Origin of the sequence: Carnobacterium sp. CP1 (assembly GCF_001483965.1) — a bacterium.
GTDB lineage: Bacteria > Bacillota > Bacilli > Lactobacillales > Carnobacteriaceae > Carnobacterium_A > Carnobacterium_A antarcticum.
Map to the genome: position 1 here is coordinate 882,812 of NZ_CP010796.1, position 25,106 is coordinate 907,917.

Consider the following 25,106-nt stretch of genomic DNA (forward strand, 5'->3'; position numbering starts at 1 on the left):
TAGAATTTACAACAATTATACTTATTGCATATTAATTATATAACACTTTTTATAAAAATACTGTTATTTTTATAAAATAATCTATTATGCCTAAAAATTATTATTTTAACTTTTGTGCAGTAAAAAAACGTCCCTATCTCCAATCCAATAATTTATAGAAGTAACTTATCAAGTTGGGCATTGAAAAATATATACGACAAATAAAAAGAGAAAAAGACTCTATTATAGATAAGAGCCTTTTTCTTTAATTTATCTATTACTAGAGAATTATTTAACGTCTTTAAACTGACTCGAAGACAGTTCAGCAGGTTTTTGCTGTTCAAAAACCGTCACAGTTGAAACGCCATGTTTCTCTAATAACGCAATGGCGTCATCAAAATGAAAACCGTAATACGCAATAGAGTGAGCATCTGATCCTAGAGAAAAAGAGTTTCCACCCAATTCCAGATACCAGCTGATCATTTGTTCATAGAGATCCACATTGCCGTATTGGTACATGCTGCGCGTATTCAATTCAAAAGCCATATTTTTATCGATAACTGTTTGCAAAACTTTTTTCAATATCGATTGATGCTCTTGCAACTCTTCTACTGAAACTTCAAATAAACGAATGCCGTAATCAAAGTGGCTCAGTACATTAGCTGTTGGAAAATTCTCCACTGCTTTTAACAACAAAGGGAAGTATTCGTTCATCACGTCTTGAACTTCTTTTTCTTTGACGATAGGCTGCAGAAAATCGTATTCTCCATTTTGGTGCACACTCAACAGCTGCACATCAAAGTCTTTTCCAATTAAGTAGTCTTGAATTTGCTGGTGAGAATCTTTGGTGTACCCTATTTCAATGCCTTTGCGAATCCGATTATTGTACTGTGCATTTAGTTCATCGATGGTTTTGCTGTATTTTTCATAATCCAGTATGGTGTCTTTTCCGCTGAAAGGATCATTGAAGTCCAAATGCTCCGTCGTCACAATAGGACCAGATGTCTGTTTTAAATATTCCTCAAACACTTCAGACGCGTCCGGTGAGAAATAAGTGTGCATATGCTGATCGTATATAGCCATGATTTACTCTCCTCCACTTCAAATTAAAAAGCAGACAAGTAACTATCTGCCCTTATTAATGACCTTACTGGTATTTTGATTAAACTTCAAGGCAATTGCGCTTTTCAAAACTCAAATGAACGTCTTCTCCAACTTTAAATAAGTTAAACGAGCGATACAATTCATCTACCCGCAAATTTATTCCCGAACAATCGACATAGTAACTTAATATATTGCCGCTGGTCGATTGGTCCACTATTTTCCCGTATAAAGCATAGCGTTCCTCATCCGGCTCAAAAGGCATTTTAGAGGAATCGATCACTTCTGGTCGAATGGCTATGCTGGCCCCATTTGTTCTTCCGGAAAACTGTTTGAACTGTTCAGGTGCCAAAACATTATAGTTGCCCATAAAAGAAGCGACAAAATGGGTTTTGGGGTGCGTATAAATATCGGTCGGCTTGCCAGACTGTTCCACTTTACCTTGGTTCATAACATGAACCACATCAGATAGGATCATGGCTTCGTCTTGATCATGCGTGACAAAAATCGTTGTAATGTTCAGTTCTTTTTGAATGCGGCGGATCTGTTTTTGCAAACTTTTGCGCAATTGGGCATCAATAGCCGATAACGGTTCGTCCAGCAGCAAAACTTTCGGTTCATTAACGATCGCACGCGCCAAAGCCACGCGTTGTTTTTGTCCGCCAGACAATTCTTTCGGGTATTTTTTCTCTTTCCCTTTCAAATCTACGATATCGATCATCCGCGCTACTTTTTCTTTAATGCTCGCTTTCGCTTGTTTTTGCATTTTTAAGCCAAAAGCAATATTTTCTTCGATCGTCATATTGGGAAAAAGCGAATATTGTTGAAAAACCATGCCAATCTCACGCTTACCAGGCGGCAAATTGGTGATGTCTTTGCCATTGATGGTGATCGTGCCGCTGTCCAAGCTTTCAAAACCGGCTAATGAACGAAGCAGCGTAGACTTTCCGCAACCAGAAGGCCCTAGCAAGGTAACCAAATGGCCTTCTTCAACCGATAAAGATAAGTCTTTTAAGACTAAATTTTCTCCATCATACGATTTTTGAATATTTTTAAACTCGATATAACTCATGCTTTGCTCTCTCCTTTTCTGCTGAACTGCCAATTTTCACCGCTTTAACGGCTTGTTTTTGTTTAGCTGATTTCCGTTTGGTTTTTGTGTCTTTATTCAATTGATTCACGCCAAAAGACAACCCAAGCATCACGAGGAACATGATCACTGAAACCGCGCTGGCTGCATGTCCGGATGATCCTCGGATTTCATTCAAGTAGATCCCCATTGTTTTGTAGTAGCTTCCTGCTAAAATATTGACCAATACAAAGTCTCCGAATAAAATTCCTATGGACAACAACATAGTTGCGAATAATCCTTTCATCATGCTGGGAACCACAATTCTAAAATAAGCATAGACTTTGTTGGCTCCTAGAATTTCCGCAGCTTCCAAAATTGGCAGCACTTCAATCGTTAACAAGGCGTTCTTGATGCCTTGATACATGTACGGCAAGATAATGATGCAATACGCGCAAATGAGCAGCAAAATCCGGTTGGATAAAATCCCTCCTCCACCGGTATACAGCGAAAGAATACTGACCGCTAATATCACACCTTGGATTCCATAAGGTATTTTCGATAAAATATCTAAGTACTTATCCAACTTAGGAAAGTAAACTTGCACGGCGTACATCGCTAAAAGCAATAGCACTAGTAAAATCACCGTCGGCACCACCGCAATCACTACTGTCCGCAGCAATACCGGCAGCAGCTGATTGTCGCCCGTAAACAATTCAGCGTAAAATGATAACGTGAATCCTTTTGGAACGATGCTCGTGAAGTCTCTGAAGAGGGAGTTTAAAAGAGTTCCAATCAGCGGCAAGACTAGAACAAATGAGAGGATAAACAGAATCGCATTGCTGACCCATGGATGTTTTTTCTGCATACTAGCCTTCCTTTCGCATTTTTTTCAATAAATTGGTGCTGATGACCGTCATCACGCTCATTAAAAGCAATAAGATCACTGACAGCGCACTGCCCAGTTCAACTTGCTGAACAACGTCTCCCGTAAACATAGCCGAAATTCGAATCGGCAATAGAGCGTAGTTATTGCCCATCAAAGCATACGGCGTAGCGTAAGCGGCTAATGCATTTGAAAAGAGTACGGAAAAGGTTCCAAATATGCTCGGTAAAACAATCGGAATGCCCACACGCATCCAAAAGCTGAATTGAGAAGCATTCAGCAGCATAGCGGCTTCTTTGTATTCTTGGTGGATCGCATCAAATGACGGATACATCAACAACGTTGCCAACGGAATTTGAAAATAAACAAACGTCAGCAGAATACCTGTGCTGGAATACACATCGAAGTTTGCTAAAAAATCAACGCCCATTTGCTGTCCGATCAATACCAATACTCCAGCATTTCCCAGCAATATAATAAACGCAAAAGCCAATTGGATGCCTTGAAAATTTGACGTCATATTGATGAGGTTGATAAAAAACCGTTTCACTTTTGGTGTCGCATGATGGATAGCGTAAGCCCCCAGAACAGCAACCACTAAACCGATCAGCGAAGAAAAGACCGCGATCATTAAACTGTTGCGAATGGACATCATGTAATAGTCGCTGGCGAAAATACTCGTAAAGTGATCCAGCGTAAAGCCGCTGGTTCCAATGGGCGAAACGCTGTTGATCACAATGCTCAGCAATGGCAAAAGTTCAAACAACACGATCAGTACCATAAACGGCAGTAAAAACAATAGATAGGTTAAATTTGTTTTTTTGACGGTCACAACATTCTTCCCCCTTAAATAAATGTCAACTCCTGCATCGCGGCGCTTTTCCCAATGCCCAATAAGTGACACAGCAGCGGAGCCATTTGCAATTGCGGCACAACCGTTTCTCGGTAATCGCCAGCAGCGACTTGTTCAGAAAAGAGATACAACGGAACCTTTCTCTCGTCATCCGTTACGCCATTGTGAGTACAGTATTCATTCATGCCATGATCCGCCGTCACAACGACTTGATACCCTTTTTCGAGCCAATCCATCAGATAATTGGACAAGATGGCGTCTATCGTGACAGCTGCCTGGACATACTCTTTGCTTTGCGAACCGAACTTGTGCCCGATATCATCAATATTCATCGAATGGATCAGTGTATAATCGGTTTGCTTCTCGCGGATCAAATACGCACCATCCGCCATCAAATGATTGTCCGGGTAATGGTCTTCAAAATAAAACAACCCGTTTTGAATGGCGTGTTCCGTATCCAGTTGAATGCGGTCAGTCAGTGGATCAAACGGAGCTTTATTGTACAGTTCGCTTACCCAATGGTAGCTGGCAGCTCCTGTCTTCAACCCTGCTGCTTTTGCCAATTGAAACACACTGGCTTCTTTCGAACGTTTTACCGTTCCATTCGACACAATGCCATTCAGATATGTCGGCACTCCCGTTTGAATAACTTCATACAGCGGTCTAGATTGTGCCGGTAATTCTGCTTTTACCGTATACGCGGCACACTGCTTGTTTTCAATTAAATGTTCCAGAAAACCCATGTTCGTATGAGCTGTTCTGGCATTTAATCCATCTAATACGATTAAAATCACTTTGTTCATTTCTTTACACTCCCAAACCGATTGATTAGTTGATTTTCGTTAAAACTTCTTCTTGCCATGTTTGGCCTAATCCAGCTGCTGCTTTATCCCAAGCCGCTGTGTCTTCAATTGGTTGGGCCGCTTCGTATTGATCAGCAGCGATCAATTTTTCTTGCACATCTGCCGGCAGTTCGACCGATTCACGAATCGGACGTGCATAACCTTTTGCTAAGTTGATTTGCCCTTCGTCCGATAAAATGTATTCTCTTGCTAATGCTGCTGCATGAGGATTTGGCGCATAGGCATTGATAATGGTTGCATAGCCGCTTTGAACGGTACCATCTTGAGGAATCGTGACAGCAAAGGCTGCATCCGGGTTGCCAGCTTCAATAGAGTCGGCGTAATTCAAAGCATTAAAGTCCCAATAAATGCCCACTTCAATTTCGCCAGCTTCTAAACGAGCTAAATCAGTATCGCCCATGTCCAATCGGCCTTGACTCGCTAGTTCTGCGAAAAAGGCGATTCCTGGTTCAAGGTTGGTTTCATCTCCGCCATTCGCAATTGCTGCTGCTAAGACAGCATTTTGAGCCTGAGTAGCTGCATTTACATCACCTATACTCACTTTGTAGTCACCTTCTAAAATATCTGCAAATGAGGTTGGGGCTTCTGCTACAGCATTTGTGTTGGTGATAAAAGAAATCGTTCCGGTATACCCGACTACCCAGTCGCCGTCATCGTCTTTCGCCCATTCTGGAATTTCATCCCAGTAAGACGTTTTATAAGGAGTTGTCACTCCCTTGTCTTCCGCAATCGGGCCAAACGATTGTCCGACATCTCCGATATCTTTGGTTGGATTATCTTTTTCAGCTTCAAATAAGGCAATTTCTTCTGCAGAGCTCATATCCGTATCGGCTTGAGTGATGCCATAGCTTTCTTCGATTGCAGTCCATGTTTCGCCCCAATTCGCCCATGTATCCGGCATTCCAACAGATTGGAATTTTCCTTCTTCTTTGGCTTTTGTCTCGATTTCTTCAGTCGTTAACGTATTTAAATCAACGGCTGCCGTTTCAGTTGCTTCACTTTCTGCTCCACAACCGGCCAGCAATGCTCCTGCTAATAAAGTTGACACTAATCCTTTTTTTAAATGATTCACGTTTTATTCCTCCTTAGTAGTGTTTACTGTTTGATGCTTTCGCATAGTGTTAAAAAGAGTTCGTCGCTTTTTCTCTAGAGGCTGTATTCCTTTCAACACCCAAAGCTTACCAAGTTCATGTGGATTTTAAATCAACTTCTTGTTAAACGTTTGTAAAAGGTTCTCTCATTTGTAAAGTTTTTACTATCAAAAAAACCGTTTCTCAAAATGAGAAACGGTTACAAACGCTAGATAACAATAATTTTTTATGTAAACAAAAAGGCTGTCCTAAAATGAAATAGGCAGCCTTATTTTAACTTATCTATAAAAGTTCTCTCTTTTAATAAAGCATATTATGACTTTGAAAACTAGACGAGTAGAAAGCTCAGTTGTTAGACTGGCTCAGTTTTTCTTGTATTGTTTTTATATGTAATTGCTTTATTTTCTCATCAGCATGCATGAAGGGTTTAAGTACTTGAAAATATATTTTTATATCCTCTGAGGTTAACTTAGGCATAACATTAGTCAATTCTCTTCTTAAAGTGCGTTTTATTTGATTTTGCTTAATCACATGAACATTAGAACTCGTAACCGTAATTTTTTTTAATTCACAATTATTGCTAAATACAATTAATGAGTGTATCAATAAATCATCAGCAATACCTAATATTTCTTGTAAAGCTTTGATATGTCCTTTATTTTGCCAGATAGGGTTAAAAAACTTGAACTTTTTTTTATTTGAAAAGGTTTGTGTCCAATTACGATTTTTTTCATTTCCAAATATCCATCCACTATAATTTTTTGATTCTATAACGAAAAAACCAAGTTTCGTAATCATTAACAAATCGATTTCTGTTGTACTCCCATCTTCTTTAGGAATATAAAGATTCGTCAATAATAATTTTGTTCCTTTTATTTTTTCAAGCTTGCGGTATATGTTGTACTCTCCCATATTGCCTTTATTAAAAAATGTTTCCCAAAAAGTATGATTACTTGCACGTTGGTAATTAGAATTGTTGAAATCTATATAATTTTTTAAAATCACCATTCCAAATACCATACCATATATAATCAATAACATTACCATAAATCCTACCATTAAACTTGCATCCTCCATAGTTCTATATAGTTATTTCTAGCTTATACATCATAACCTAAATTGTATAGAATAAAAAAATAAACAATTTAAGCTAAAAAAGAATACCTAAGGATTGCTCTTCAGGTATTCATTAACTAATTCTATAAAATTACTAAACTTACGATCAAACAACGAGACTATTTACCAGACTTTATTACAGAACTTGATGCTCTTCATCATGCTGCTTTTAAACCTTTATTTTTTATCTGTTTTGAAATTTCTCTTTTAATTTAGTCAATCAGACATCAAATGACAAAATTCTTAATAGATTAATTCCATAACACTCTCTTCAATTATCTTATCTTCCTCATTGGAAATCAAAACTGATTCTGATAAAGGTGCAATTGATGACATATAAACCTTATGGAATTTACTAGAATCACAAACAAAGTAAACTTCTTGTGATTTTTCAATAACTTTTCTTTTCTTAATGGCCTCACTTAAGTCAGGAGTTGTGTAACCAGATTTGCTATCCACACCATTTGCTCCAATAAAAGCACGGTCAAAATTAAAATGCTCAATATTCTGTACTGTTAAATCGCCTTTAAGTGAATTATTCGTAAAGTTAACAAAACCGCCAAGAGAATATACTTGCGCTTCTACATCTTGTAGAGGGATTTTGAAATTCGTAACCGAAGTAATAATTGTTACTTTTTTCTTTACTAATTCTATTAATAATTCTTCGCCAGTCGATCCTGAGTCTATATAGATTGTTTCTCCCAATTTAACCTCTTTGGCCGATAATAGGGCGATTTCCTTTTTCTCATTGCGGTTTAAAGTTGTTCTTTTCGTTATTGGAACATCTGTAGACCGAGAAAATAATTTTGCTGCGCCGCCAGGCAATAATGTCACTTGGCCTGCTTTTTCAAGGTCTTTTAAGTCACGTCGAATAGTAGAAACAGATACACCAGAAAGCAATGTTTTTAATTCATCAAGTATAACGATATCTTGCTTGTTTAGTTCGTTTAAAATCATTTTTTTTCTTTCATACGGAATCATAATGAACACACACCTCAATAAAAGAATTTGTCACCTAATCATTCCACAAAAATGGTTAGGTGACAAGCTTTTATGGCTATTATAAGGAAATGTTTTAATTTTTTATAAGTTTTTCATCAATTCTTGTAACAAAATATGCGATTACAGCTGCTACGATTAATGAGATAGCAAGACCAATCATCGCATTAATGAAGTTTGATGAATTTTCGCCTACAAATGCTGGGAATGTGGTCACGCTTCCAAATACAAAAGCATTTGCATATACATTAGTCAGACCTAAGTAAGCACCACCTACTGCCCCACCGATAATTTGTGCCATAAATAATTTTTTGTTTTTAAGCAATAGCCCAAATACGGTTGGTTCAATTATAGCTGACAAAGCGATTGTTACCATTCCGGTTATTGAGAAGCTTCTGATATCACGGTCTTTTGCTTTAAGCAATACCCCTAAAGCGGTACCAATTGTTGCAAAGTTACATGCAAAAGTAAATGGCACAATGTAGTCAAGTCCGTAAGTTGCGACGTTATTTATCATAATTGGGTTAACTGCCCAGTGAATGCCTAAACTTACTAGGACAGACCAACCGCCACCAACGACAATACCAGCTAGAATACTGCTTCTTGCGATCAACCAGTTTACTGCACTTGCAATGACTTCCCCACCGTAAACGCCTAAAGGACCAATTACGATAATTGTCAACGGAACCATTACCACTACAGACACTAAGGGTAATACAACAAGTTTAAGTGTTTCTGGTATTACTCGGTCAAGCCACTTATATAGGTATGAGAAAACCCAGATAGCTAAAATAATAGGAACGACTGTTGAGTTATAGTTCATCAAAATTGTTGGAATTCCTAAGAATGTAGTTGTTGCCCCATTTCCGATATCTCCCAGTAAGGCAATAAAATCAGGGTGCAATAACGCTGCACCAATCAATGCTGAAATAAACATATCGGCGCCAAATCTTCTGGCTGATGTAATGGCAAGCAATACCGGTAAGAAATAAAACACAGTCATTGAAGCCGCTGACAAAATTTGGTAAGTCCCACTTGCTTCGCTTAACCATCCTAATTGGACAAACAGCAGGAGCAATCCTCTCAAAATACCAGAACCTGCCAGTGCTGGTAGTAATGGTGCAAAAATACTTGAAATAGCTGAAAAAATTGATCCAATAATGCCTTGTGCAGACCTGTCAGCCTTTGTTGATTCAGTTGATGCTGCCTTATCAGCACCAACTAAATCTTCCATTTCAGCATATAATTTAGGCACATTCGTACCTATCAAAATTTGATATTGTCCAGCTTTGTTGATAACGTTTACAACGCCATCAACTTGTTCAACTGCTGCTGTATCTGCTTTAGTAGTATCTCTTAAGTTAAATCTTAATCTGGTCGCACAGTGGGTCATGCCAGAGATATTTTCTTTTCCACCAATATGCTCTAAAATCTCTTTTGCCCCAATTTTATAATCCATCGCCATGGTTCTTCACCCCTAATTTTTTTAATAATAATATTATTTATTTGTTAAAAACTTCATCATCAATTCGCTTGCTGCGATTGCATCATTACGATCGATGATATCTTGGATATACTCTAAGCCGACATTATCAATTAAACCGTTCAATAATTTAATCATTTTTATGTTTTGTTCACATTCTTTTACTGCATGTTCAATAACAGGGAACGTATCAAAGTAAAATGGCGCATCATAGTTATGCTTCTTAACATAGTAAAGGAATTCCAATGTCTTGAACGGTGTTGCTGTAGCAATCATTAAACCATCATCGTTAAGGCCGTAACCGTCATTGATATGAACACCAAACAATTTATTACGGCTCCCAAAAATCTCTGCACCAAAAGCTGGATTTTCATGTTTCATCAACATATGGCAATAATCAAGTGTGACCCCTACATTATCGCAGTCGATATCGTTTAACATCATGCCAGCGATGCCCATGCTGTCGATAAAGGCATATGCTCTAGGTTGGAATGGTTTGTATTCAATGCTGATTTTCATATCTGGTGCGTAGTTAGCAATCTCTTTAAATGCGGCAACTAGTTGTGCCCATACTTTTTGATAATTGATTTGGAAACTATAATCGAAACCATCAAAACCTAACCAAATGGTGACAACTTCGCCTCCTACTTCCCTACAGTAATCTACCGCTTCTTTACACAGTGTTAATGCTTGTTGAGCAATCGCCTCATCTGCATTTCCTAGTTCGCCATTAATAAATTCTTTTCTGAAACGTAATGCCACTCCGTTAGCCTTTAAGTTATTTTCATTTAACAACGTTTTCATTTCTGTACTAGAAAATCCTTTTGCATGTTCTGGATAGTTTAAATCCACATGAGTAAGACCTAAGTCTTTAAACTTTGAGAAAACTTGCGTCAAGTCATTTTCGTATACCGGTAAGAATGAGTTTATTCGTGTAGCTAATTTCATTGTCTAATTCCTCCAATTCATTGATGAGCTCAGTGTAGCATCAATAAATTCCAAAATCAATCATTTCTTATCAAATATATTCATTTATTTTCATTTAATTCCAAAAGTACTCATGAAATCAATTAGTAAACGGCAAATAATTGATTTTCCGTGTTACCGTTTTCTAAAAATCGTACAGTCAATTGTGACTGACCCGAGGATGGCAGTCACAACATTATTTAGATAACTGTAGAACTAATGAGCTACGTGAACAAAAAACGTCTCGTTTAATCTCCTATATAACGGCATTCAATATCTTCTATCATATTGACTCTATTTCCATGACGGCCGCCTTCAAACTCTGCATCCAACCATTCTTTCACAATCATTTTTGCTAAATCTAATCCGACTACACGAGAGCCAAACGCTAAAATATTTGTATTATTATGTTCTTTTGACAACTTCGCAGAATAGGGCTCACTACAAACAACTGCGCGAATTCCTTTTACTTTGTTGGCAGCGATAGAAATCCCTACACCAGTTCCACAAATTAAAATCCCGCCATCAAAATTACCGTTTGCAACTTCTGTTCCTACTTTTTCAGCATATTTTGGATAATCTGTTCTTTCAGTCGTATAAGGACCGTAATCTTTTACCTCATGTCCCAAGTCTTCAAGATAGTTAATAATCTCAGGTTTCAATAATTGCCCTACATGATCTCCGCCAATAGCTAATTTCATTAGTTATTCTCCCCTTTTAAGTTTCTAATAATTTCTTTGTAACTTTCATTTTTCCCAAACAAAGCAGAAGTTCCTAAAACAAACCCCTTTACGCCTAGTTTGCTTAATGTCTCTACTCGTTCATTTGAAATTGCACCGTCTACTACTAGTTCAAAATCATATTCGTTTTTCATCGCAATAAGTTTTTTTATCTTGTTATCAACATAAGGCAAATATTTTTGTCCAGCAAAACCAGGATTCACAGTCATCACTAATACATAATCAGCTAAATAAAGCAATTCTTGAATGGTTTCTATAGAAGTTCCTGGATTGATTGCAATACCTGCTTTCTTTCCTCTCGCTTTTATTTTATCTAAAGTTCTTGCTGGGTGCTGATCTGTTTCAGGATGAAAATAGACAATATCTGCTCCCATATCTATGAATTTTTCGACATAATCTGCTGGATTTTTAACCATCAAATGCACATCGATCATTTTTTTAGTCGCTTTGCGAATAAATTCAAAGTCTTGTAATCCCATTCCATAGTTGGGAACAAAAACACCATCCATTATATCAATATGGAAAACATCAGCTCCTGCTTCATCTAGTGCAGCAACCTCTGTTTTTAAAGAACCAAAATCCGCACACATCATAGAAGGACATATTAATTTTTCCACTATTTTTCTTCCTCTCTTTTTTAAATTATTCCTTGGGTAAACGATTACTCAATTGGTAAAAAGATTGTTACAACTGTTACTGATTCCCCTAAAATGAAATAGAAATATTAGTTTAAATGGTAAATGTTTGAATACATTATATTAAAACTAACTGGGTAATCGATTACCCAAATGGTAAAAAACGACTTTTATGTCGTTTCTCTTTCAATTAGTTTAGTAGCTACATTAATGTAACGCTTGTTTATTTGCATATCTGGTTTAGACATGAGTTGGTATAATATATCAGCCGACTTTTCAGCAATACCGGTAACATCTTGATGGATAGTAGTAATACTAGGTGAAGTATATTTTGAAATACTATCATCATCGAATCCAACAACTTTAACTTCATCAGGAACGGATATTTTATTCTTTTCCAATGTCTGTACCGCCCCATAAGCTAACCAATCGTTTGTAGCAAATATACCATCAAACTTCAAGCCTTTAGATAATACTTCTTCAATAGACTTTTGAGCTGTTTCGAATTTCGACATCTTTTTAGAAGATGCTCGTACAATTAAATCTGAATCAACCTGCAAATGGGAATCTTTGAGAGCCTTTTCATATCCAGCGATCCTATCATTACTGGAAGTTGTATTATTGTCTTTTGTTAACAGCAAAATCCTTTTACAACCTTTATCGATAAGAAACTTTGTTGCTGTATATCCCCCTTCGGAATGATCAGATCCAACGATTGCTATGTTGCTGGATACTTTAGGTTTGCGGTCAATACACACAATCGGGATATCTCTCGAAAGTTGCGTTTCATCAATTTCTTCTTGTCCAGAAATACAAATAAGTCCATCAATTAATTTAGCATCTAACGATTTTAGGTAAGCTTTTTCTTTTTCTGCATCTTTGTTCGTATTACAGATGATAGTAGAAATTCCTTTATCAAAAAAGTAACTTTCAATTTGTGTGATTAAAGAAGAGAAAAATTCGTTGCTAATATCCGGAACAATCATGCCAATGGTATTCGACTTCTGCTCACGCAATGTTTTTGCGACAGAATTTGTAGAGTATCCAAATTCTTTTACAACAGCTAATACTTTCTCTCTCGTTTCTTTTGAGAATCTTCCATTGTCATTCAGGACTCTTGAAACTGTTGCAGTAGATACATTGCTTAATTTTGCAATATCTTTTATAGAAAGCTGCTTTTTCATAGTTCCCTCGCTTTCGTTGAGTAATCGTTTACTCATACATATTATCATAAATAAAAATTAATTCAACAAAAAACTTTTGCTGCTTTACTCATCAGTATAGATTCTACTAGCCTCATCAATTTTTCTTTAGTTTTAAATTATACTACCACAAAATAAATATTTCTAATTACAGAAAAAAATCAGTCGTAAAAATGGCTACCTTATCGTCTTATTTTCAGGTTTTTAATGCAACATCTTAACCGGCATATCCAATCGGTCTTTTAACAGTTCAAACCACATCTGATAGCCTTCGCCATTTGGATGAACATGATCAGACAATACATCTGCAGGAAATATATTTTGATCGTACATTTTAGCTAACAGTAAACGATATGTATCAATAAACGGCCACTGCTGTTCTTTAACGTATTCAGCAATCTCGACATTGTATTGCTCATATGTTACTTTCCCTTGTTCTAAAAACACATTATTATAAATCGTAGGATTTGCGGTTTGCAAAATGACCAATGTCTCCGGCAATTGTTCACTGAAAGTGTCCATGATCCATTGGATATCCGCTTTTGTTTGGTTAATATCATTTTGCGGATGGCGGTTATTGTTGATCAAACACAATTCAAAAAGAATAATATCCGGTTTGTCCTTAATCACTGCCTCTACCTTATTCTTTGAAATTAAATCTGCTGTACTGTAGCCATTGTACCCGTGGTTAACTACCCTAGCTTTGATTCCATCTGTCTCATTTAAGTTGGCTTCCATTAAATTGCCCCACACCGGCTGTTCTTCCGTAGCGCCTTTTCCAAATGTTACACTGCTGCCTAAAACAACGATATCGACTGCTCCATCTCTTTCCGTTACAAACCTTGCACGGTCTAGCAAACTCTCTTGTTTATATGTATCCGATAATTGATAATTTTTAGTCATTTGTGCCAGGGTTTTATTCTCTTGAGAAATACTGAAAAAAAAGATAAAACCGGAGACTAACACAACAACTATTCCAACCTTTAAACCCCTTCGCTTTGAACTCCTATTTAGTTTCATTTTAAAGAACCTCCAACTGTTATTCCAAGCAGTATACCACGTTTTTAAGTAGTAAAATAAGTCGAAATTCCGACTATTTGAAAGACGAAATTTTCGAGTGCATTCCTCTTTTTATTGTTTGTTTTATCGAAGTAATTTTGAATCTAAGCTGCTTACTCTTTTGTTCAATCAGCAGTCTATCATCTTTCATTAAGCCATTCCTCAATTTTTGTGAAAAGCAAAACAAGCTTTATCATAATCATTAAAATAAAGCTTCTTCCATCATTTATTCAGATATACTCTTTCTGTACTGATTAACTCTGTAAATATATTCCGTATTACTGTAACTAAGTCTGTCCATTTTTTCTGCCTAGTCTTTTGAAAACTGCTCTGCTAGTTCTGAAGTGTGTTTTCCGCCATTTTCTTTGATGTAATATTTGTATCCTGAGACATAATTATAACTTTGAATACCCATGTCCAAATCAACACCTGCTTTGATACTTCGAATATGATAGCAATAAAATAATATTAGTATATTGTTTAAATTCTTAATGGTAGGGCAATATATATTTATAATAATTCCCAAAAAAATGAGAGATAGAATGCTTTCTTATAGGAGAAAGCATTCTATCTCTCATTGAATATGGTGGTATATAATTACAAGAGCTATTTCTATTTTTATAAGATACTGTAACCTAATGATTTTATATCTTCGTTAAACATCTTAACTGTATCTAATGATAATTCTTTTAAATCTTTGCCAATATTATTTAATTTCCCAATTATTTCTGGAGCACAAGTAATAATATCTGCCCCTACGTCATTTGCTTGGAAAATGTTAAGAACTTCTCTTGAACTAGCCCATAATAAATCTGTTCCAATTTTTTCATGACAAATTTCTGATGATTTTTTCATAACTTCAATAGGATCAATTCCCGTATCTGCAATGCGTCCAGCAAATACAGACACAATATTATTAGTTCCTTCTTCAAATGCATCTACTGTTTCTTTTACTTGATCTAATGTTAAGATAGCTGTGACATTTAGCGATAGCCCTTCTTTTGACAGTTCTTTAATTAAAGGAATAGCAGATTCACCTTTCGTATTTGTAATCGGGATTTTTACGAATACATTTTTTCCATATTCTGATATCTTTAACGCTTCTTTTTTCATAGTCTCAAAATCATCAGCAAAAACTTCAAAAGATATCGAAACATCCGGAAACTCTTCTACAACAGCCTTAGCGAAGGCTGTATAACTCTTAATTCCTGCTTTCTTCATTAAAGATGGATTAGTAGTAAACCCAGTAATCTTGCCACTTTTATATGATTGTTTCATTTTTTCTATATCCGCACCATCTGAATAAATTTTTACAGTTAAATTTTCCATTATTAACATCCTCCTATTAATCTTCGTCTATTTCAATATTGTTTATTGCTACTTTAGATGGTCTCAGTATACTTGGTAAAATCAATGCTATTAGCACCACAACTATAATGACATAAATTCCCGCTGATCCCATCCAATCACCTGTCTTACCTAAAAGTATTCCAATGATTCCAAAATCTACGTCTCCAAAAGTTGTGTTATTGAAACCTAAGTCGCCAAGTACTGGTAACAAAAGAGCTGGTATGAATGCTAGTCCTAAACCATTAATAAATGAGCCTACAACTGCACCTCTTCTCCCGCCTGTAGCATTACCATATACACCTGCTGTTGCCCCGCAGAAAAAATGAGGCACTAAACCAGGGATAATTAAAATGCTACCAGCATAACCTAAAATAAACATTCCAATAAGTCCACCTACGAAACTACTTAAAAACCCAATGATTACTGCTGTTGGTGCATATGGGAAAAATACTGCAGCATCAACTGCTGGTACTGCATTCGGAATAATTTTAGTAGCAATTCCTTGAAAAGCAGGAATTAAATCAGCTAGTATCATACGAACACCAGCATAGACCACGGTTACCCCTACTGCAAATTTCAATCCTGAAAGTAAAGCAAATATATAAGGAGAGGTTCCATCAGCAATTGTCGAAACATAGTCAGAACCTGCTGCGAATGCAGCAATGAGATAAAAAATAACCATAGTTAGAGCAGTCGAAATTGTTGTATTCCTCAAAAAGCTCCATTTTTCTGGTACTTTAATATCTTCAGTACTTTTACTATTTTTTCCAACAAGGCTTCCAATTGCTGCGGATATATAATACCCAATACTACCAAAATGTCCCATGGCTACCTCATCACCATCTGTTGCTTGAAGAGTATATTTCTGTCCAATAGCTGGAGATATTGCACTCCAAGATCCTAAGAAGAAACCTCCAATTAAGACAAGTCGCCATCCTTCAAATCCAATAGCGCCTAATACTGCAGACAATAAGCAAGCCATAAAGAAGCTATGGTGGCCTGTTAAAAAAACATATTTATAACGAGTGAAACGAGCGATGAGTACATTAAAAACTAATCCTAAAATAAGAATTGACATAGTTTCTACACCTAATAACTCTTGAGCAACAGAAGTTATGGCTTCATTATTAGGAACCACACCTCTAATATTAAATCCCTTTTCAATCATTTGTGATAAAGGGGTCAAATTTCCTGAGATAACGTCAGCACCCGCTGAAAGCATAAGATAACCTAATATTGGACCTAATGTTCCCGTCAATACCTTATGCCCAGGAGATTTTAATGCCAGTAAACCAATCATTGCAATTAATCCCATTAAAAAAGCGGGTTCCCTTAGTATATCTCTAAAAAAGTCTAATACTGCCATTGTCTATTCCCCTATTCTATTTTTTATTTTTTGACATTTCCAATAAAGTTGGGAGCACATCTTCTTTAATTTTTTTCTTATTCATATAACTTCTAGTAAAAACTACTTTCTGATCTTCAGTAAAAATGTCAGCAAACTCTTTAACTGTAACAAATAAATCTGCACCTTTACCTACCGCAGCATTTGAATCGATTGACTCTGCTTCAATTTCTATACCATTATCTTTCGCTAATTCCTCAACTTTCATTTTCAACATTAAGCTACTTCCAATACCATTTCCGCACACAGTAACAACTTTTAACATAAAAATTCCTCCTCTTTATCTTTCTATAATTTCGTTTATTTTATTAAATAAATCTCTAGCATTTGTTGTATCGATTAATTCAGTAATATTTTCTTCATCTTCTAAAATTTTAGATAATTGTTTTAAAGCTTTTAAATGTCCTGTGCTGTCGACAGCAGCAAGTATGAATATTAGTTTAACTTCTTTGTCTTCATCGTATTCATCGCTCATATTGAAATCTACTGGTTGCTCAAGATGCAGTAAACTTATCCCAAGCTTCTCTACGCCTTCTTCAGGTCTAGCATGAGGAATAGCCACTTTAGGAGCTAAAACGATATATGCTCCCATTTTCTTTACCATCCTGATCATTGCTTCAATATAGTTTTCATTAATATATCCTTCTTTTAAAAGAGGTGTAGCAGCTACTGAGATTGCCTCTTGCCAATCCATTTTTTTATTGCTGAATTTTATTAAGTCCTCCTGTAATAATTCTGTCAAGTTTTTACCTCCTTCATAATTTCTATCCGTTTCATAGAGAATATTAGAAATACTTTCATAAAGTTCTTTTCTATTCTCAATTATTGCGTGTTGCTCAATCGCTTTTATCAGTTTTTGTATATCAAGATTTTGGGTTCCAATGTCGATATCAAAATTTTGACTTACTTCAGTTTTTAATATCTCTTGTTCTACTTTATTTAAAATCGGTTTCGTTAAAAAAAGTTGCTTCTCTGTTTGAAAATATGTTGTAGAAAAAACCATATCGTATTCTTCTATACATAATGATTTTGCTTCCTCTAAACTATGCACACTACTAAATTCTATCGAAGGAAACAACTCTTTCAATTGTGTTCTCATAATTAAAGAAGAACTTATTCCGTTTGGACAAATAGATAATCCTTTATAGGTTCTTTTTTCTTCTTTCTCTAGTGACAAAAAACCGCCAAAATGCACTGTAAAGTAAGCTACCTCATCTTCTGGTATTGTTTTACCAGTAAGTTCTGCTAACGGTGTTAACCCCTTCTCAACTAAATAGTATAGCTCGTTATATTCGCCTTTTATTTGGGTTGTATATGGATTTTTAGAAACGATATCAAATTTTATTCTAAAATATGCTGGTACTAAATGTTCAAAAAGATTATCAGCTAGTTCTTTTGGATTTTCAAATACGATACCCGTGATAGCTTGAACTCTTGCAATAATATTTTTTGTAACTTCTTTAAAAGATTCTTCCTTATAGAACTTTATATTTCCCTGAAGAGCGCTCAAGAGCCTTATCGTTATATATAATTTTTCTTTTTCACAATCTTTATAAAAAATATCTTTTACAATAAAACAACCCATTTTGTATAAAGGATGTTTTTTTAAATACATTGCATCTTCATCATCAAAATTAAGCTTAAGTGAATTTTTTCTTTTTTGTAAAAAGTCAAAAAAGTAAATAACTTCTTTTATTCTATCGTAAGTAAATGTCACGTTATATTCTTTCGAAAGCTGTATTATCACTTTATTTATTGTTTCTTTGTTAGAAGTATAATTCCAAGATTCAAAGATATAGTTAATTAACCATTCTCCAATGGTTAAAGACAATATCTTTCCTATTGAATAAGATGCTAAACTTCTTATATCGTATTCTTCTCCAATCAGTTCATAGCCATCACTTCTCGTATAAATCAAATTAATATTATATTTTTTACAAATTTCTTTCACTTTTTTTAAATCTAATAATATTGAATTTTTACTTAATTGAAGCAATTCTTGATAGTGATTATTTGAAATAATATCTGCTTTTATAAATGTATATAATATAATCAGGTAAACCCTTTCATCTTGTAACACTAAATCTTTCTTTCGAAAATTACTCTTTTCAGCCGCCCATATTTTTTTCGATTCTTCAGAAAAAATGACTTTTTCATCTTCTAAAACTATTTCTGGGATTTTCATCATTCTAAATTCAGAATTAATCTTATTAAGTTCCTGCCAAAATTTTTTTTTAGTGATATGAAGAATACCTGAAATTTCTGATACAGATCGTCTATCATTTTCCACTAAAGAACGAATAAAAAGAACTGATTCATTATTTAACATATTCTTCTCCTTTCATTTACTATCTTATGGTAAAACGCTTACTTTCCAAAGCATTATTGGGCCCAAGTTTATAGACTCGTTTTCTAATACCACAGTGCTCATCTGAGCCTTAAAATAATAAATAACATCAAACAACGCAACACACTTAAGAACAATCGTTTTTTAAACTGTTTGTTAAAAAATAAAAACCATGTAACCTCTATTAAAATCAGGCTACATGGTTTCTCATTTGTTTACTTTAGTTTTTTTAGAAAAGATTCCCCGTGTTGCGGCTTCTTAACTCCAAAATACTCTGCTGCTGTTGCCGCAACATCTGACATAGTCTCTCTTTCTCCTACTTCTCTTCCTTCAAGACCTTTACGAAAAACCAACAATGGAACTCGTTCTCTAGTATGTTGACTATGACCGATAGTTGGATCATTTCCGTGATCAGCCATAACTATTAAAATATCTTCTTCATCTAATTGTTTCATTATCTCACCAATGTTTTTATCACTCAATTCCAATCGATCAGCATAACGCTCGACATCTTCTCCGTGTCCTGCCAAATCGGTTTCTTGGACGTTTAAACAGATAAATCCATTATCTATTTCCCCAGTCTCTTGCAATAAGTAATTGAACAATTGCTGAGTATCAACACCAGGATAGAGATGAGTACTTGACGTTTGAATAATATCCGCTGCCTTACCAATTAATACAACTGGAATTTTTTGGTAATCTAAAATCGTCGGAATTTGAACCTCTGGATTTATTCCATATCCCAAATGAACAACTTGATATCCTTGATCATATACGCCAGATTCAGGAGCATCCACACCAGAAAATTTATTTTTTTTCACTTTTCTTGCTTTCAATAAATCATTCAGTACAATGCTCTCTCCACCAAACGCAATGACACGCGATACTTTTACTACGTTACGAACAACTATACCTAATTGTTTGACTTCTTCAAAGGGCATAATATCAAGGCAAGCTGACACATTGTACACTTGGCCTAAATCTGTTTCTAAATTGTCTCCAACTGTTGCACACTCGTTGACTACTAAGATTTTTGGTTCGGTTTCTTTTCCTTGACGTCGAACAGAATAGCCTTTTTTCACCAAATGTTCTTCTACTTCATCAATGACTTCATTAAAAGGCATATTAAAAGGAATTGGAGGAGTTGTTCCCATAATTTCTTGATGCCCAAGAAAAGAATCCGCACCTTGATGAGCTAAATTAGAAGTTCCCCAATTAGCTTTTTTTGATTTTTTTAGTTTTTCTGTTTCTTTACCGATCGCATTCATTAGACCTAGCTTAACTAAATTTTTTATTTGTATATCTGGCTTTCTTTCAATAATATGATAGGCTGTATTACTTCCTACATCTTCTGGACGAACTTTAGATACATCATTCATATATCCTACTCCAAAGCTATCTAGTACGATGACGATAAATTTCCCCATTTCTTCACCCTCTCAAATAGTTGCCTTGACTATCATAGATACCTTCTATCTTTGGTTTTCCATCTTGTATGCCACTCACTAAAGCAACTTCACTTCTTGTCACAAAAATTTGTGTACGAAAAGCCATGATAGCTGTAGCGCCAACTGGCTCTTTTTCGTCAACTTCTAAATAATAATCGATATTTTCATCTGAAAGAACATTTATATGAGCTTCTGTTTGTTTTCCATAGTTATCAATTAAGACATTGTTCAGATGCCCTCTTCTGTAAAATCCACCACCATAAAGATAACCTTTTCCTTTAAAGTTATGAGAAACTTCACTTATATAGACCATTGCTGGCTTTTCAGCTAATTCTTTTTCAGCATGCATTGGTGTTGTCCCGGTTAATGCATGACCTGGTTCCCCCTGTGTACCTCCGATTTTTTTTATGAAAGGGAGTGTATAAACAGAAGTTGCTGAAGGCATATTTAGTTCTTGAATACAGAGGCCTGCTTTTTCAAATAACTTTTTAGCCGCTTTTACTGTTTTTACATTATGCGTCGGTTCTAAGGTTTCTTTTTCAGCATCATATAAAAAACATGGAAAAGAGGTTAACCCTGAAATTTCGATATACTTTAATTCATTGAATAAGCTGATTAATGAAGGCAACTCTTCAAGCATAAACCCTCCGTATTGCCCCGGATAAAGCTCATCATCTTCACTTACTACTCTTAATAAAACTTTTTGCTTTATTCCTATTTCTTTTGCAAGTGCATCAATAGCTTGTAGTTTTTCTAGTGAATAAACCGTTAAATATTTTGAACCATATGTCATAATCTCTTTTAGTAACATCTGTGGAATCTGTACAAGATGTCCTACATTTCCTAATGGAATATCGTTTTCCATCATTATTCGTGCTTCTCGAAAATCTACTACTACAGCATTTCTAATTCCTAATTCAACCAACATCTTTGCTATAGCAGGATTTCTTCCAATCTGTTTAAGCATGAAAAATAATTCAATATTATTTTGCTTAGCTGTCTCTATTAGTTTTTTTGCATTTTCACGGATAATATCTAAATCGAGTACATACGTATCTGGAAGAATTTCCTCTGATTGATGCAGTGTTATAGCTTCTTGGATAAGTTTAGGATTTCTTTTTTTTACAATATCCATAAACATGGTTCTTCCTCCTAAACTTCTATTAATTATTCAATAGTGTTACCAAATGTAAATGGAAATATTCTGCCTCATTTTCCCGAAAAGAAATCGGAGCTAATGCAGCAATTTTCTTCCAATATTTTAAGGCTTCGTCATACTTTTCGTCAGCTGTTATTTGTTCACTTATCATTTTATCGACTGAATCAACTGCTTCTTCTGTATATTGTCGTGCAGTAGCCATTGCTAAATGAGTAATGAACGTATCTGCTTCATCTTCATTACTGATAATATTTTGAACTTTCATAAATTCCAATACTTCTTGTGCGTAATCATATACTAAATCATTGATGACATTGTTTTCTTTTAAAATGGTTAATTTTTCTTGAATCATTTTAATATTCTCTCCTTTTAGTAACGAGGTGTCATTGTCCCATTTTTTATTTTATTTTGAGTTTCCAACATTTTCTCTATCGCTATATTTTTTTTACAAATCGATTCAATGACTAAATTATCTTTTTGACAAATGATAACAGCTTCATTCATGGCTTTATGTTGTTCCTTTAACGGTATAAATTGGACGTTTAAATCCTCATAGTTTTTATCTATAATTTCGTCATAATTCCATATACCAGCATCAATTTGGTTTTCTCGTAAGGCATAAATCAACTGATTCGCTGGAACTTCTATTAATTCAATATTTTTTCCTTGAACATGTTCATTTGTCAGCATGAGATGATCTAATGAATCACGGTCAATACCGACTCGCATACCGTCCATAATAGTTTTATGCTTCTTTGAAGCTAATAATAATACGTGTTCTGAAAGATACGACTTCGGTCCAAACTTTAAGGCTATATCAATATTTCCATTTGCTTGAATTTCATGTTCAGCAGCAAATCTGGAAACTACTGCCATATCATATAAACCCTTCTCGACAGCCTCTATCCGATCTTCTGAACCACGAATATAAACCATATTTAACTTAATGTCTCCTTTTTTAAAAGCTAAGTATAGTCCAGTAGCAAACCCTTCGTAGAGTTTTGAATAGGGTAAAGGCATCGTTGCCGTTAATTGGTCTTTGACCACATATGATTGAAGAATTTGATAATTTATTTCTTTAATATACGTTCCTAAATGTCCTTTACTTTCAGTTTCAATTGCCCCTACTTCTTTTAAAAATGAAAGAGCATTTTGAACTGTTCCTCGTGACAACTCATATTTTTCTTGTAACTCACTAATAATAGGCATTCTGTCATCTTTGGATAACAAAAATAATTCTGCGGCTATTTTTTCAATAGCTAACCCTTTTTTTTGATAAAACGTTTCTTTCATAATGCTATAATCCCTTCAAATTCAAACTATTAGCTATTTTTTTAAGATCCCGCTATAATCGCTTCACGCAAAATTCTTATGATAGTTTCACTGCCTGCACGCATTGGATTGATTCTAATCGTTGTTCTTTCTGCATCTGGATTGGCTGCTCTAAAAGTGCCAGATAAACGATAAAACATCGGTACAAATTCGTATTGTGATTCTGCACCTACCGGATTAGGTGCTGCCCCCAGCTTTTCAGCTTCTTCTAGAATGGCATTTGCTATAGGCTCATTTAACTCCACTAAAATAACTTTCGATTGAGCATTAGCTATATAGGCTTGTTTTACGCCTTGGATTTCTCCAGCATTCAAGCGTTTTTTTACTTCTTCAAGCACTCCAGCTGAGAGTGCTAGCGAAACTGGCGCATAAATCATCCCTCTCAAAACATCAATTGCTTCATGCCCTTGTACTTGTAATCCACCAGAATAATTTTCTGCTTTCAACTTTTCAATAGCTCTTCGATTTCCAACAATACATCCGATTCCTTCAGGACCTAATAATTTAAATGTCGAGAAACAAGCTAAAGTAGCTCCCATTTGTGATCCGATTTTTGGCGTTTTTAATACTGCATAATTATCATCTGTTATAATAGGTGTATTCGGCAAGTAATTTTGGATACATTCTATCACTTCTTTGGCATCATAAGAATCATCCGGTTTTTGTCGTGTGATTTGAATCAATACCCCATCAATATCTTGGCTTTGCAGCGCTTCTTGTAAATTCTTCAAATCATTAAAGTTCGCTTCAATTGTTTTTAATCCCATGGTATCAATAGATACTTTTGTGGTTGGATAAACGGGAGCATCATGTACTAACAAAGTATCACCAATTTTCATTGTTGCATGTAGAGCCATTCGAATTGCCATAGTCCCCGCTCCGCGAACCAACATCGCTGCTTCAGCATCAAAGTAATTTTCTAGAACCTTTTCGACTTTGTTTGTTGTTTTAGGCTGATTCAAGCCAGGAACTACCCCAAGATCGCCACGTGTTAAAATTTCGCTTCCTCTAAAGACCTTAGTAATTTCATCAATTAAAGAAAATTGTTTTTTTGTAGCATCTTCTATATTTAAACTAGTAAGAGGATATGTCTTCATTTTTTCCCGCCTTTTTGTTATTGCTTTATAAATAAAATTGCTGAGGATTTTTTACCAACATTTTTTCAACAAATACTTCTGAGATACCGCCTTTTAAAATCATGGGCACAAATGTATCCAATAAATAAGTATAACCAATTCCATTTTTATACTTTAGATTGGATTTTCTCGTTATGTCCATTGATAAGAAAACTTTATCCGTGAATCCAGCCGCTTCTATAGCTAATAACATTTCCAACCGCTTCTCATCCGGCATATAATTATCTTTTCCCACGGTATCAAATTCAACGTAAACTCCTTCTTTCAGTAAAGACAATACATAATCAGTATCACCTGTTAAATCAACATGACCAATTACGACTTTGTTTAAATCAACTTTGTTCTCTTTGAAAAATTGAACTTGTTCTTTTCCGTATGTTCCTAAAGTTGTATGCGTCGTAATAGGAACTCCTGTTTGTTTGTGAGCAATGACAGCTGCTTTAAAAACTTTTTGTTCTCGTTCAGTCATTTGATTTTTACTTGTAGCAATTTCGCCTATCAGTTCAGCTTTATTATCTGTTCTGTCTATTCCAACAGTAATGTCTTGGATCATGACTTCTGCCATTTCTTCTATTGTATGTTCGTCTACAAAAGCCGGAAGAAATTTATCTTGATACCATCCAGTTGACTGAATGATGTTTATGCCAGATAATTCGCCGACTTTTTTCACGTAATCTGGATTACGGTTCATTCCTATTACAGTCACATCGATGATATTTCGAACGCCTTTTTTATACAGCTCCTTATATTCCTCAACTGTTTCGTCAAAGCAATTCAAATTTGTATCATCAGATTTTTTTAAAGAAGATAGGTCAATTGTCGTATGCTCATGAGCGTACGTTATTCCTTCTATTAGAGGCATTTTACCACTCCGTTTTTCAGATTAA

At 35.2% G+C, this 25,106-nt stretch carries 25 protein-coding genes; all 25 read right to left on the reverse strand.

Going from position 1 to position 25,106, the window contains the following annotated elements; genetic code table 11:
* Positions 1-267: 267 nt before the first annotated feature.
* Positions 268-1,062 carry a histidinol-phosphatase HisJ family protein gene (locus tag NY10_RS04335; protein ID WP_058918812.1) on the reverse strand — a complete coding sequence of 265 codons (795 nt, stop codon included), beginning with the start codon at positions 1,060-1,062 and terminating at the stop codon, positions 268-270.
* Positions 1,063-1,141: 79 nt separating this feature from the next.
* Positions 1,142-2,152 (reverse strand): ABC transporter ATP-binding protein, encoded by a 1,011-nt coding sequence (locus NY10_RS04340; RefSeq protein ID WP_058918813.1) that lies wholly within the window; start codon positions 2,150-2,152, stop codon positions 1,142-1,144.
* On the reverse strand, positions 2,133-3,017 hold the full coding sequence (locus tag NY10_RS04345) for an ABC transporter permease (RefSeq protein WP_058918814.1): 885 nt from the start codon (positions 3,015-3,017) through the stop codon (positions 2,133-2,135). Before NY10_RS04345 ends, NY10_RS04340 begins: the two co-directional genes overlap by 20 nt.
* 1 nt (position 3,018) lies before the next feature.
* Entirely contained in the window at positions 3,019-3,867 is an 849-nt protein-coding gene (locus NY10_RS04350) for an ABC transporter permease (protein ID WP_197408975.1), read from the reverse strand.
* 14 nt (positions 3,868-3,881) lie between these two features.
* A complete protein-coding gene (locus NY10_RS04355; protein WP_058918815.1) occupies positions 3,882-4,691 on the reverse strand; it encodes an alkaline phosphatase family protein in 810 nt (269 codons plus the stop codon).
* Between the two features lie 25 nt (positions 4,692-4,716).
* A complete protein-coding gene (locus NY10_RS04360; RefSeq protein WP_058918816.1) occupies positions 4,717-5,823 on the reverse strand; it encodes an ABC transporter substrate-binding protein in 1,107 nt (368 codons plus the stop codon).
* Positions 5,824-6,187: 364 nt separating this feature from the next.
* Complete coding sequence (locus NY10_RS04365) at positions 6,188-6,901, reverse strand: nuclease-related domain-containing protein (protein WP_231726767.1); 714 nt, start codon at positions 6,899-6,901, stop codon at positions 6,188-6,190.
* A 300-nt stretch (positions 6,902-7,201) separates the two neighbouring features.
* Positions 7,202-7,939 carry a DeoR/GlpR family DNA-binding transcription regulator gene (locus NY10_RS04370; protein ID WP_058918817.1) on the reverse strand — a complete coding sequence of 246 codons (738 nt, stop codon included), beginning with the start codon at positions 7,937-7,939 and terminating at the stop codon, positions 7,202-7,204.
* 94 nt (positions 7,940-8,033) lie between these two features.
* Complete coding sequence (locus tag NY10_RS04375; protein WP_058920238.1) at positions 8,034-9,416, reverse strand: PTS transporter subunit EIIC; 1,383 nt, start codon at positions 9,414-9,416, stop codon at positions 8,034-8,036.
* Between the two features lie 39 nt (positions 9,417-9,455).
* Positions 9,456-10,388: a sugar phosphate isomerase/epimerase family protein gene (locus NY10_RS04380; RefSeq protein WP_058918818.1), complete on the reverse strand. Its 933-nt coding sequence runs from the start codon at positions 10,386-10,388 to the stop codon at positions 9,456-9,458.
* Positions 10,389-10,654: 266 nt separating this feature from the next.
* Complete coding sequence (rpiB, locus tag NY10_RS04385) at positions 10,655-11,107, reverse strand: ribose 5-phosphate isomerase B (RefSeq protein WP_058918819.1); 453 nt, start codon at positions 11,105-11,107, stop codon at positions 10,655-10,657.
* Positions 11,107-11,766, reverse strand: a complete 660-nt coding sequence (gene rpe, locus NY10_RS04390) for a ribulose-phosphate 3-epimerase (protein WP_058918820.1) — start codon at positions 11,764-11,766, stop codon at positions 11,107-11,109. Before rpe ends, rpiB begins: the two co-directional genes overlap by 1 nt.
* A 185-nt stretch (positions 11,767-11,951) precedes the next feature.
* Positions 11,952-13,001: a LacI family DNA-binding transcriptional regulator gene (locus NY10_RS04395; protein ID WP_231726768.1), complete on the reverse strand. Its 1,050-nt coding sequence runs from the start codon at positions 12,999-13,001 to the stop codon at positions 11,952-11,954.
* 186 nt (positions 13,002-13,187) lie between these two features.
* Complete coding sequence (locus NY10_RS04400) at positions 13,188-14,003, reverse strand: SGNH/GDSL hydrolase family protein (protein ID WP_058918822.1); 816 nt, start codon at positions 14,001-14,003, stop codon at positions 13,188-13,190.
* 349 nt (positions 14,004-14,352) lie between these two features.
* Positions 14,353-14,457: a lysozyme family protein gene (locus NY10_RS12405; RefSeq protein WP_082664181.1), complete on the reverse strand. Its 105-nt coding sequence runs from the start codon at positions 14,455-14,457 to the stop codon at positions 14,353-14,355.
* A 203-nt stretch (positions 14,458-14,660) separates the two neighbouring features.
* On the reverse strand, positions 14,661-15,371 hold the full coding sequence (locus NY10_RS04405) for a transaldolase (protein ID WP_058918823.1): 711 nt from the start codon (positions 15,369-15,371) through the stop codon (positions 14,661-14,663).
* 16 nt (positions 15,372-15,387) lie between these two features.
* Positions 15,388-16,758, reverse strand: coding sequence for a PTS ascorbate transporter subunit IIC (gene ulaA, locus NY10_RS04410; protein ID WP_058918824.1), 1,371 nt, complete (start codon positions 16,756-16,758; stop codon positions 15,388-15,390).
* 16 nt (positions 16,759-16,774) lie between these two features.
* The gene (locus NY10_RS04415) at positions 16,775-17,062 is read right to left on the reverse strand and encodes a PTS sugar transporter subunit IIB (protein ID WP_058918825.1); all 288 of its coding nucleotides are present in this window, start codon (positions 17,060-17,062) and stop codon (positions 16,775-16,777) included.
* Positions 17,063-17,077: 15 nt separating this feature from the next.
* Positions 17,078-19,126, reverse strand: coding sequence for a BglG family transcription antiterminator (locus NY10_RS04420; RefSeq protein ID WP_058918826.1), 2,049 nt, complete (start codon positions 19,124-19,126; stop codon positions 17,078-17,080).
* Positions 19,127-19,359: 233 nt separating this feature from the next.
* Positions 19,360-20,571, reverse strand: coding sequence for a phosphopentomutase (locus tag NY10_RS04425; RefSeq protein WP_058918827.1), 1,212 nt, complete (start codon positions 20,569-20,571; stop codon positions 19,360-19,362).
* A 4-nt stretch (positions 20,572-20,575) separates the two neighbouring features.
* Positions 20,576-21,733, reverse strand: coding sequence for a YhfX family PLP-dependent enzyme (locus tag NY10_RS04430; RefSeq protein ID WP_058918828.1), 1,158 nt, complete (start codon positions 21,731-21,733; stop codon positions 20,576-20,578).
* Between the two features lie 22 nt (positions 21,734-21,755).
* On the reverse strand, positions 21,756-22,103 hold the full coding sequence (locus NY10_RS04435) for a hypothetical protein (protein ID WP_058918829.1): 348 nt from the start codon (positions 22,101-22,103) through the stop codon (positions 21,756-21,758).
* Between the two features lie 17 nt (positions 22,104-22,120).
* The gene (yhfZ, locus tag NY10_RS04440; protein WP_058918830.1) at positions 22,121-23,044 is read right to left on the reverse strand and encodes a GntR family transcriptional regulator YhfZ; all 924 of its coding nucleotides are present in this window, start codon (positions 23,042-23,044) and stop codon (positions 22,121-22,123) included.
* A gap of 41 nt (positions 23,045-23,085) precedes the next feature.
* Positions 23,086-24,180, reverse strand: coding sequence for an aminotransferase class V-fold PLP-dependent enzyme (locus tag NY10_RS04445; protein ID WP_058918831.1), 1,095 nt, complete (start codon positions 24,178-24,180; stop codon positions 23,086-23,088).
* Positions 24,181-24,205: 25 nt separating this feature from the next.
* Entirely contained in the window at positions 24,206-25,081 is an 876-nt protein-coding gene (locus tag NY10_RS04450) for a phosphotriesterase family protein (RefSeq protein WP_058918832.1), read from the reverse strand.
* Between the last annotated feature and the right edge of the window lie 25 nt (positions 25,082-25,106).

Excerpts from the sequence above, each read along its gene's own strand:
- rpiB (WP_058918819.1), bottom strand. The coding sequence starts at position 11,107 with ATGAAATTAGCTATTGGCGGAGATCATGTAGGGCAATTATTGAAACCT.
- NY10_RS04365 (WP_231726767.1), bottom strand. The coding sequence starts at position 6,901 with ATGGTAGGATTTATGGTAATGTTATTGATTATATATGGTATGGTATTT.
- NY10_RS04405 (WP_058918823.1), bottom strand. The coding sequence starts at position 15,371 with ATGGAAAATTTAACTGTAAAAATTTATTCAGATGGTGCGGATATAGAA.
- NY10_RS04370 (WP_058918817.1), bottom strand. The coding sequence starts at position 7,939 with ATGATTCCGTATGAAAGAAAAAAAATGATTTTAAACGAACTAAACAAG.
- NY10_RS04450 (WP_058918832.1), bottom strand. The coding sequence starts at position 25,081 with ATGCCTCTAATAGAAGGAATAACGTACGCTCATGAGCATACGACAATT.
- NY10_RS04335 (WP_058918812.1), bottom strand. The coding sequence starts at position 1,062 with ATGGCTATATACGATCAGCATATGCACACTTATTTCTCACCGGACGCG.
- NY10_RS04375 (WP_058920238.1), bottom strand. The coding sequence starts at position 9,416 with ATGGATTATAAAATTGGGGCAAAAGAGATTTTAGAGCATATTGGTGGA.
- NY10_RS04425 (WP_058918827.1), bottom strand. The coding sequence starts at position 20,571 with ATGGGGAAATTTATCGTCATCGTACTAGATAGCTTTGGAGTAGGATAT.
- yhfZ (WP_058918830.1), bottom strand. The coding sequence starts at position 23,044 with ATGAAAGAAACGTTTTATCAAAAAAAAGGGTTAGCTATTGAAAAAATA.
- NY10_RS04415 (WP_058918825.1), bottom strand. The coding sequence starts at position 17,062 with ATGTTAAAAGTTGTTACTGTGTGCGGAAATGGTATTGGAAGTAGCTTA.
- NY10_RS04420 (WP_058918826.1), bottom strand. The coding sequence starts at position 19,126 with ATGTTAAATAATGAATCAGTTCTTTTTATTCGTTCTTTAGTGGAAAAT.
- NY10_RS04345 (WP_058918814.1), bottom strand. The coding sequence starts at position 3,017 with ATGCAGAAAAAACATCCATGGGTCAGCAATGCGATTCTGTTTATCCTC.
- NY10_RS04400 (WP_058918822.1), bottom strand. The coding sequence starts at position 14,003 with ATGAAACTAAATAGGAGTTCAAAGCGAAGGGGTTTAAAGGTTGGAATA.
- NY10_RS04430 (WP_058918828.1), bottom strand. The coding sequence starts at position 21,733 with ATGTTTATGGATATTGTAAAAAAAAGAAATCCTAAACTTATCCAAGAA.
- NY10_RS12405 (WP_082664181.1), bottom strand. The coding sequence starts at position 14,457 with ATGGGTATTCAAAGTTATAATTATGTCTCAGGATACAAATATTACATC.
- NY10_RS04380 (WP_058918818.1), bottom strand. The coding sequence starts at position 10,388 with ATGAAATTAGCTACACGAATAAACTCATTCTTACCGGTATACGAAAAT.
- NY10_RS04435 (WP_058918829.1), bottom strand. The coding sequence starts at position 22,103 with ATGATTCAAGAAAAATTAACCATTTTAAAAGAAAACAATGTCATCAAT.
- NY10_RS04355 (WP_058918815.1), bottom strand. The coding sequence starts at position 4,691 with ATGAACAAAGTGATTTTAATCGTATTAGATGGATTAAATGCCAGAACA.
- NY10_RS04395 (WP_231726768.1), bottom strand. The coding sequence starts at position 13,001 with ATGAGTAAACGATTACTCAACGAAAGCGAGGGAACTATGAAAAAGCAG.
- ulaA (WP_058918824.1), bottom strand. The coding sequence starts at position 16,758 with ATGGCAGTATTAGACTTTTTTAGAGATATACTAAGGGAACCCGCTTTT.
- NY10_RS04340 (WP_058918813.1), bottom strand. The coding sequence starts at position 2,152 with ATGAGTTATATCGAGTTTAAAAATATTCAAAAATCGTATGATGGAGAA.
- NY10_RS04445 (WP_058918831.1), bottom strand. The coding sequence starts at position 24,180 with ATGAAGACATATCCTCTTACTAGTTTAAATATAGAAGATGCTACAAAA.